The 9,137-nt window shown below is 70.0% G+C and carries 9 protein-coding genes; 3 read left to right on the top strand and 6 right to left on the bottom strand.

All coding sequences use genetic code 11. From position 1 onward, the window contains the following. Positions 1-251 precede the first annotated feature (251 nt). Entirely contained in the window at positions 252-1,400 is a 1,149-nt protein-coding gene (locus tag KUTG_RS05435; RefSeq protein ID WP_232240676.1) for an oxygenase MpaB family protein, read from the top strand. Here KUTG_RS05435 and KUTG_RS05430 read toward each other — a convergent pair. From KUTG_RS05430 to KUTG_RS05410, 5 genes are read right to left on the bottom strand one after another with little or no spacing between them, the layout of a single operon-like run. Next, a complete protein-coding gene (locus KUTG_RS05430) occupies positions 1,363-2,091 on the bottom strand; it encodes a GntR family transcriptional regulator (protein ID WP_043715366.1) in 729 nt (242 codons plus the stop codon). The two genes, KUTG_RS05435 and KUTG_RS05430, sit on opposite strands and share 38 nt — an antisense overlap. Further along, on the bottom strand, positions 2,088-3,566 hold the full coding sequence (locus tag KUTG_RS05425; protein ID WP_043715364.1) for a beta-N-acetylhexosaminidase: 1,479 nt from the start codon (positions 3,564-3,566) through the stop codon (positions 2,088-2,090). Before KUTG_RS05425 ends, KUTG_RS05430 begins: the two co-directional genes overlap by 4 nt. A 3-nt stretch (positions 3,567-3,569) precedes the next feature. After that, on the bottom strand, positions 3,570-4,382 hold the full coding sequence (locus KUTG_RS05420) for a carbohydrate ABC transporter permease (RefSeq protein WP_043715361.1): 813 nt from the start codon (positions 4,380-4,382) through the stop codon (positions 3,570-3,572). Continuing rightward, positions 4,379-5,341: a carbohydrate ABC transporter permease gene (locus KUTG_RS05415; RefSeq protein ID WP_043715358.1), complete on the bottom strand. Its 963-nt coding sequence runs from the start codon at positions 5,339-5,341 to the stop codon at positions 4,379-4,381. Before KUTG_RS05415 ends, KUTG_RS05420 begins: the two co-directional genes overlap by 4 nt. Then, positions 5,338-6,609 (bottom strand): extracellular solute-binding protein, encoded by a 1,272-nt coding sequence (locus tag KUTG_RS05410; RefSeq protein WP_043715354.1) that lies wholly within the window; start codon positions 6,607-6,609, stop codon positions 5,338-5,340. The genes KUTG_RS05415 and KUTG_RS05410 overlap by 4 nt, the downstream gene beginning before the upstream one ends. 147 nt (positions 6,610-6,756) lie before the next feature. On the opposite strand from KUTG_RS05410, the gene KUTG_RS05405 reads away from it, so the two are divergent. Next, positions 6,757-8,136 carry a cellulose binding domain-containing protein gene (locus KUTG_RS05405; protein WP_043715351.1) on the top strand — a complete coding sequence of 460 codons (1,380 nt, stop codon included), beginning with the start codon at positions 6,757-6,759 and terminating at the stop codon, positions 8,134-8,136. 80 nt (positions 8,137-8,216) lie between these two features. Next, entirely contained in the window at positions 8,217-8,990 is a 774-nt protein-coding gene (locus tag KUTG_RS05400; protein WP_052394023.1) for a class I SAM-dependent methyltransferase, read from the top strand. Here KUTG_RS05400 and KUTG_RS60785 read toward each other — a convergent pair. After that, positions 8,983-9,132 (bottom strand): hypothetical protein, encoded by a 150-nt coding sequence (locus tag KUTG_RS60785; protein WP_198047028.1) that lies wholly within the window; start codon positions 9,130-9,132, stop codon positions 8,983-8,985. The genes KUTG_RS05400 and KUTG_RS60785 overlap by 8 nt on opposite strands. Positions 9,133-9,137 lie beyond the last annotated feature (5 nt).

Genomic DNA, 9,137 nt, shown 5'->3' with positions numbered 1-9,137 from the left:
CGAGCAGGAGTACCGCCGCGCCGCCCAGATCATCGTCGCCCTCCGCAGCACCGGCGTCGACGTCACGGTGATGCGCCCCCTGCTGGAGTACGCGAAGAAGGACACCGGGCGGTAGGCCGTTCGGCTGGTGTCGGGCGTCCATTCGGGCGGTCGATGCGCGTCGGGCTGGTGGGCCGTCGGCCGGGTGCCCTAGCACTGTGTAGACGACAGGCAGGTCGCGCGGCGAGTGAGGACGGGCCCACATGGTCGACATGGCGGCTGTGGAAGCGCTTATGTGGCAAGGCGATCCGCTCGCCGACGGGGTGATCGCGGACCTTGTCGCGACGGGGCGGGTCGAGGCCGTGAACGAGGTCCTGGCCCACCTGCGGGACAACGATCAGCCCATTCCGGAGAATCTGCCCGAGTCGGTGCGGGCCTATCTGGTCGCCACGGACGACCCGCCGCCGTGGGCCGACCTCGACCGTGTGGCGGAGGCGTACGAGTTCTTCGTGGACGACGGGGTGCACGTCGCCTCGGTGCTGTCGTTCGGCGCGATGGTCAACTGCTACGCCCAGCCGCGGCCGTCGCGGGTGCTGGCGTTGACGCATCGGCTCAACCAACCGCACCGGCGGCTGTCGGAGACGTCGCAGTTCGTGCTGAACATGATGGGGCGGCAGCCGTTCGGCGCCGGCGGCTCGTTCGTGCCGACGGTCCAGAAGACGCGCCTGATCCACGCCGCCGTGCGGCACTTCATCACGAGCTCGGGCCGCTGGGATGTCGAGGCGGAGGGGGTTCCGGTGTGCCAGCAGGACATGCTGGGCGCCCTGCTGATCTTCTCGGTGCAGGTGGTCGACGGCATGCGCCGCATCGGGATCTCCGTGACCGAGCACGAGGCCGCGAGCTACTACTACGTCTGGCGGGTGACGGGCGCGATGCTCGGCATTCCCGTCGAGGCCATGCCCGAGTCGATCGACGAGGCACGGGAGCTCAACGCCGTGATCGTCGGGTCCACCTACGGGCCGTCGGCCGAAGGCGTTGCCCTTACTCGGAACCTCATCCGGCTGTACGAGGACATGGTGCCGGGCAAGGCCTTCGACGGTGTCGTGTCGGCAATGGTCCGCCAGACGGTCGATCCCCAGGTCGCCGACTGGATGGAGGTCCCGAACTCGCGGACCTGGAACCGGGCGGTGCGCGCCGGCACCTGGCTGATGCGTGTCCTCGAACGCGCCGAGGACCGCAGCAGGGTGGCGACGTCCATTTTGGACAAAGCCGGCAGCCTGCTGCTGGGCGGCAGCGTCCGCACGCTCACCAACGGCCAGTCGACCGCCCTGAACATCCCGGCCGACCTGCGTGAGAAATGGCTGGATGCCGGCGTCTGCCCCGTCAGCCCGAGCTCTCGTCCAGGCGCAGCGTCGAGGTGATCCGGTAGCGGTCGCCCCGGTAGACCGAGTGCGTGACCTCGACGACGCGGCCGGTGGTGTCGCGGGTTGTGCGTTCGATCTGCAACAGCGGCGAATACACCGGCACGTCAAGGAGTTCGGCCTGCTCGGGGTTGGTGAAGGAGGGCTCGATGCTCTGCACGGCCTCGGCCACGCGGATCCCGAACCGGTCACGGAGCAGGTGGTAGAAGTTGCCGGTCTCCATGTCGGCGGCCTGCAGCCCGGGCACGAGGTCGGCCGGCAGTTCCAGGTGCTCGATGGCGATGGGCTCGTCGTCGACGAGGCGGACCCGGGTGACGCGGAGGGCGGGGTCGCCGGGCGAGAGTTCGAGCCGGGCGGCGACCGGCGGCAGGGCGGGGGAGACGGCGAAGGAGACGACCCGGCTCGTCCACTCGCCCTCGGCCGGGGGAACGGCCATGCCGTTGCCGGCGAGCTCCTGGGTGACCTTGTTCGGACTGGTGAACGTGCCGCGACCCCGCTGCCGCACCAGGAAGCCGTCCCGGGTGAGGTCGTCGAGGGCGGCGCGGACGGTGGGCCGGGACACGCCGAGCTGCTGGGCGAGCTCCCGCTCGGACGCCAGGCCGGTGCCGGGGCGGGTGTTCTCGATCAGCCCGAGGATGTGCCGGCGGACGACATCCCGCTTGGGCGAGGGCTTGTACGGCTCAGCGGTCACGGCGTCGTCTCTGCGCAGGTGGTCGGAAGGGCGTTGAGGGCGTCGAGCAGGTCCATGTGCACGGCCAGCCGGCGCCGGAACTCATCGTAGTCGGGGGCGGTGGTCCGCCACGCGGTGTCGGCGAACGCGCAGAGCCGGGGGAAGGCGAGCCGCCGGACGTGGTCGGGCGTGGGGGCGAGCTCGGTCCACAGCTGGGCCTGCGCGCCGAGCACCCCGGGCCGGGACCCGGCGGCCACCGGCAGCCCGCCGGCCAGCGGATCGAACCCGTACACGTCGGCCACGGTGGTGACGATGCCGGAGTGCCCGGCCGGCTCCTCGGGCCGGTAGTCGAGGTAGGTGGAGCGGTGCGGGGCCATGATCACCTGGTGGCCGTCCGCAATGGCCGACGCCCCGTGGGCGGCGTCCCGCCACGCGGTGACGACCGTGCCGGCCGGCATGCCGCCCGCGTGCTGGCCGGTCTCGGCCCAGCAGACGGCGGTCCGCCCGAGTTCACGGAGCGTGTCGGCCATCTGCCCGAGGAACCAGCCGTGCAGCCGGCCGGGGTCGTCGAACCCCAGCTCCGCAGCCCGAGCCAGTGCGGAAGGGGCGTTGGACCACTGCGTCGTCGGGCACTCGTCGCCGCCGATGTGCACGTACGGCGCGGGAAAGACGTTGGCGACCTGCCGCAGCACGTCCCGGCAGAAGGCGAGCGCGGTGTCGTGCACGCCGAGGATGTCCTCGCTGATGCCCCAACTCGTCCACACCTGCAGCCGCCGCTCGGGGAAGTTGCCCAGCTCGGGATACGCCGCCAGCGCCGCCCGCACGTGTCCGGGCATCTCGATCTCCGGCACGATCATCACGCCTCGGGCCGCCGCGCAGCGCACCAGCTCCCGCAGCTCGGCCTGGGTGTAGTAGCCGCCGTGGGGCATGCCGTCGAACTCGCCGCTGCCGGCGGGGCCGATCATGCTCTCCGGCCGCCACGCGCCGACGTCGACCAGCCGTGGCCAGCCGGCGATCTCCATGCGCCAGCCCTGGTCGTCGGTGAGATGCAGGTGCAGCACGTTCAGCTTGTGCAGCGCCATCACGTCCACGAACTGGTGCAGGAACTCCAGCGGCATGTGGTGCCGGGCCACGTCGAGCAGCACACCCCGCCACGGCAGCCTCGGCGCGTCCCGGATCCGTAGGCAGGGCAGGCGATTACCGCTCACGAGGCTGCGCAGCGTCTGGACACCGTGCAGCAGGCCGGTTTCCGTGGTCGCGGTCAGGTGCACCTGCTGCGGCCGGATGTCCAGCTGGTAGCCCTCGGGACCGGGGCCTCGGCTGGCGAGTTCGAGCCAGATCGACGGTGCGGAGCCGTTTGCGCCGCGCAGCCCGAGGTAGCCGGCCAGCAGCTCGCCGGCCCGCTCGGCGCCGGGAGCGCAGCTGATCCGCCGCCCGGGGTGCAGCGGGAAGGCGCCCGGTCGCGGTTCGACGTGGTGGGGACTGGGGATGATCATCGGTTAGCCCTTCACCGCCCCGGCGGTCATGCCCTCGACCAGTCGGCGCTGCACCAGGGCGAAGAACACGACCACCGGCAGCGCGAACAGGGTGGAGGCGGCGATCAGGCCGCCGTAGTCGGTGCCGGTGCTCGTGCTGAACGACACCAGCCACACCGGCAGCGTGTAGCCCGACTGGTCCTTCATGATCACGTACGCGAACAGGAAGTCGTTCCAGGCCGTGATGAACGCGAACACGCTGGTGGCGATGATGCCCGGCAGCACGAGCGGCAACAGGATGCGTCGGATCACGGTGCCGCGGCTGGCGCCGTCGACCATGGCGGCCTCCTCCAGTTCGACCGGAATGCCTTGCAGGAAGCCACGCAGCGTCCAGATGGTGAACGGCAGCACCAAGGCCACGTAGGTGAGTCCCAGCCCCAGGAACGTGTCCAGCAGGTGCACGGACTTCAGGCTCAGGAACAACGGGATCACCAGCGCCGGCACGGGCACCATCTGCACGACTAGGACGCCGATGAGGAAGCCGCGCCGGCCGGGGAATCGGAACCGGGTCAGCGCCGTGGCGGCCAGGAACGCGACGGCGATGGCCGTGACAACAACTGTTGTCGTGATCAGGACGCTGTTGCCGAGGTCGCGCAGGAAGCCCGACTTCGTCACGGCATCGACGAAGTTGTCCAGCGTGAACGGGAACGGCAGGAACCGCGGCGTGGCGCTGAGGATGTCCCCGTACGGCTTGAACGCCGTGGTGACCATCCAGTACACCGGGAACAGCCACACCACACAGAACAGCGTCGCCGCCGTGTTGCGAGCAATCCTCACAGTGCCTCCCCGGAGCGGACGAGCCGCCGCACGTACACCGCGGTCATGGCCACCAGCAGCACCACCGAGACCACGGCGATCGCGCCGCCCTGGCCGAACGAGTTCTTGCTGAACGCCGTGGTGAACGTCCAGATGCCCAGCGTTGTCGTCTGCCCGCCCGGGCCGCCCTGGGTGAGGATCCAGATCTGGTTGAACACGGTGAAGTCCCAGATCACCGACAGGATCGTGACCAGGCCCAGAATCGGGCGCAGGAACGGCAACGTGATCGTCGTGAAGGCCCGGACGGGCCCGGCCCCGTCGATCGCCGCGGCTTCGTAGTAGGAGCGGGGAATCTGGGTCAGGCCGGCGTGCAGGGTCAGCGCCACGAACGGCACCGACTGCCACACCACCAGCAGCCACACCAGGGCGAACGCCGAGAAGGCCGAGGTGGTCCAGTCCCGCTGGGTGAGGTCGCCGAACACGCCGACGCGGGTGAGCAGCCAGTTCACCACGCCGTACACCGGCTGGAACAGCCACTGCCACACCAGCGTGGACGCCACGTTGGGGATGGCCCAGGCGGCGATCAGCGCGAACATCACCGCCACCCGCATCCGCCGGCCCAGGCCGCCCATCAGCAGCGCGACGCCCAGCCCGATGACGAGTGTGCCGATCACCAGCGCCGCGCAGAAACCGATGCTGCGCACCAGAACCGGGCCCAGATCGGGGGATTGCAGCACCGTCAGGTAGTTGGCCAGACCGGCCCAGCCGACGGCGCCGGTGAACAGTGACCGCAACCCGTAGTCCTGCAACGAGATCAGCACCAGCCGGACCAGCGGATAACCCAGCACCAGGGCCAGCACGGCCGCCGCAGGCGCCAACAACCCGTACGGCAGAAGAAGGTGTCGCCGGCGCCGGGGCGGTGGTTCGGCGCCGGCGACGGTCGCCGCTGCTGCCGGCGGCGACGTCTGGAGGGTGCTCATGCCGCGTTCAGGGCCTGGTCGAGGTGCGCGTCGAAGTTGCGGGCGGCGTCGGCGGTCGACTTGCGGCCGGTGGCGATGTCGGCGAAGAACGTGTTGATCGACTTGTCGCTCTCCACGGTCGCCCAGCCCGGCGTGGCCGGTGTGCTGCCGGAGGACTTGGCGGCGGCGAAGAACGCTGCGTTCAGCGGCGGCAGTGACGGCGTCACCTGGTCGATGATCTGCGTGGACACCGGCGTCCAGCCGTCGATGCCGGCGATCGCCGCCTTCTGCACGGCCGGATCGGCGGCGGTCTTCAGGTACTGCGTCGCCAGGTCCTGGTGGCGGGACTTGGCCGCGACGCCGAGATCGGAGCCGCCGAGGAACACCGGCTGCGTCTTTCCGTTGGTGGCACTGGGGAACGGGAAGGTGCCGATGTCGTCCTTGATGGACGGGTTGTCCTTGAGCACGGTGTTCACGCTCGTGTCGAGAATGGCCGAGGTCGCGCCCTGGGCGAACATCGCCGCCTGGTCCGGGGCCTTGGTGTCCACGTTGCGCGAGGCCGCCCCGGAGTAGGCGTTCTGGAACTGCTGCCACGCCTTGAGACCCTGTTGTGCGGCCGGCTTCTCCAGCGCGCCCGTCCACTTGCCACCGTCCTGTGTGGCCAGTTGGCCGCCCGCGTCCCATACGAACTGCAGGGCCCCGTACCAGTACTGGCCCGGGAAGTTGAAGGCGGCGAACGCCGGGTCGGGATTGGCCGCCCTGACCTTGTCCAGGTCGGCCGTCAGCTCGGCCAAGGTGGTGGGCGGCGTGGTGACGCCGGCCTTGGCCCACAACGACTTCCGATAGATGACCGCCCGGTTGCCGGCGAACAGCGGGGCCGCGTAGATCCGGCCGTCCACGGTCGCCGGGCCGGACAGCCCCGGCAACCAGTCCTGGCCGGCGGCCAACTCGGCCTTGTGGTCGGTCAGGTCGGCCAGGGCCCCGTTGGCCGCGAACAGGGGCACGTCGGTGTTGCCGATCTCCAGCACGTCCGGGGTGCTGTCCTGGGCCAGCGCCGTGCTGATCTTGGTGTTGATGTTGTCCCACTCCTGGACCTGCACGGTCACCGTGGCCCCGGTGGCCTTCTCGAAGGCGGCGTTGATCGCGGCGACGGCCTTGTCGCTGAGATCGCCGTCCATCAGCCACACGGTGATGGCCTTGTGCTGCGAGGTGACGGCCGGTCCGGCGCCGCACGCGGCGGTGAGGGCGACGGCGGCCATGGCTAAGGCGGCGAGGCTTCGTCTGGACATGGCGTCAGAGCGTGATGGTTGACCATTGGTCATGTCAAGACTCTTGACAGTCGGCCGAGCTGGGATCACCGTGTACGGCATCCGACTTACCAATGGTCAGTCGGTGTCGACGAGGCCGCCACGCGTCGTTCGACCGAGGAGAGCCCGATGGACCACACCCCTGCCCGGCCCCGGGGCCGCCGCCGTGCCGCGATCGCCGCCACCGCGGCGGTGTGCGCGGCGGCCAGCCTCTACGCCATCCATCCCGCGCTGGGCGCGACGCCCGCGCTCAGCGTGCAGTACAAGACCTCGACACCGGCCAGCGCCGGTGAGGCCGAACCCTGGTTCAAGATCGTCAACACCGGGTCGGCGTCGCTGGCCCTGAACCAGGTCACCCTGCGCTACTACTTCACCGCCGACACCGGCGGCTCCTACGTGTTCGCCTGCGCCTGGGCCGTCGTCGGCTGCGGCACCATCAGCGGCACCGTCGGCGCGCTGGCCACACCGACCGCGACCGCCGACCACTACCTCCAGGTCAGCTTCACCGGCGGCTCGATCGCCCCCGGCGCCGACAGCGGCGACATCCAGCTGCGGCTGTACCGGGCCGACTGGCAGAACGTCAATCAGGCCAACGACTATTCATTCAACGGCGCCGACACCAACTACGCCGTCAACACGAACGTCGCCGCCTACGTCAACGGCGCCCTGGCCTTCGGCGCCGCCCCCGCCGGCGGGGCCCCGACGACCACGACAACAACTGTTGTCAACCCCGGCGGCGCCACGCTGTTCGACGACTTCCACTACAGCGGCTCGTCCGACCCGGCGCTGGCCGCCCACGGCTGGAGTGTGCGGACCGGCAGCGGCGGCCCCGGCATCGCCGACACCTGGTCGGCCGACGCGATCAGCTTCCCGTCCGACTCGACGGCGACCGGCGGCAAAGTCATGCAGCTGGAGGCCAGGACCGACGGCACCGCCGCGAACACCACCCAGGCCGAGATCGACACCGCGCAGCGCAAGTTCGAGGAAGGCACCTACGCCGCTCGGGTGTACTTCACCGACGCGCCGACCAGCGGCCAGAACGGCGACCACGTCAACGAGACCTTCTACACCATCACCCCGGACGAGCCGCTCTACAGCGAGCTGGACAACGAGTACCTGCCCAACGGCGGGTGGGGCGCGCCCGGCCCGACGCTCTACACCACCACCTGGTACAGCGCCGACGCCATGGACCGCGTCACGCACAACGTGCTGTCCAGCCTCAAGGGCTGGCACACGCTGGTGATGACCGTCGCCAACGGCACCGTCACGTACTATGTGGACGGTCAGGTCTACTTCACCAGCAACGGGAAGTACTACCCGCGCGACAAGATGACCATCGACTTCAACGAGTGGTTCATCGACCTGCCGTTCACCGGCCAGCGCACCTGGGACCAGAAGGTCAACTGGGTGTACTTCAACGCCGGCGCGCTGAGCCCGGCCCAGGTGAACAGCGCCGTCGCCGGCTACTACGCCGCCGGCACGCACTTCACCGACACCGTCCCCAACTGAGCGATCCGCCCCCGCCCGAACGGGCGGGGGCGGCCTAATTCGATTGACCACGCTCGTTCGGGCGCGCTGTCATGGCCGGTATGACCACCGAGCAGTTGCCGGAGCACGTCCGCGCCAATCGCGAGTACTGGGACGGCATGGCCGACCAGTGGGTCGCCGCTGGCGAACGCTCGTGGGCGCTCAACGAGGTGACCTGGGGCGTGTTCAGCGTCCCGCAGGCCGAGGTCCCGCTGCTGCCGGACGACGTCAACGGCCTGGACACCATCGAACTCGGCTGCGGCACCGGCTACGTGAGTTCGTGGCTGGCCCGGCGCGGCGCTCGACCCGTGGGCATCGACAACTCCTCGGAGCAGCTCAGGACCGCCCGCCGGTTGCAGCAGGAGCACGGTCTCGATTTCCCGCTGCTGCACGGCAATGCCGAGCAAGTGCCGTACCCGGACCAGTTCTTCGACCTGGCCGTCAGTGAGTACGGGGCGGCGATCTGGTGCGACCCGTACCGGTGGATCCCGGAGGCGGCCCGGCTGCTGCGGCCCGGCGGGCGCCTCGCTTTCCTCGGCAACAGCGTGGTTTGCATGCTGTGTGCCCCGGAGGACGAGAGCGAGAAGTCCACCGAGCGGATGCTGCGCCCCCAGCGGGACATGCACCGCTTCACCTGGGACGACGGCGGCGTCGAGTTCCACCTCGGCCACGGCGACATGATCCGTCTGTTGCGCGCCAACGGTTTCGAGGTCGAGGACCTGATCGAGATCTTCGCCCCCGAGGGCGCCCCCGACTCGTCCTTCCACTACGCCCCGGCCGACTGGTCGCGGCAGTGGCCGGTCGAGGAGGTCTGGAAGGCCCGCAAGGTCAGCTGATCAGCCCGGACGTCAGCAGCACCAGGCCGAGCGAGCACGCCGCGACCACCACCAGCCCGAGTGCGGCCACGATCGGCGGCCGCACCCCGCCGCGGGCCGGCTCGCGCAGGTCGAAGTTCAGGCCGACGCCGGCGAAGCACAACAGGA

Origin of the sequence: Kutzneria sp. 744 (assembly GCF_000568255.1) — a bacterium.
Classification (GTDB): Bacteria; Actinomycetota; Actinomycetes; order Mycobacteriales; family Pseudonocardiaceae; genus Kutzneria.
This window is presented reverse-complemented; position numbering and strand designations above follow the sequence as displayed.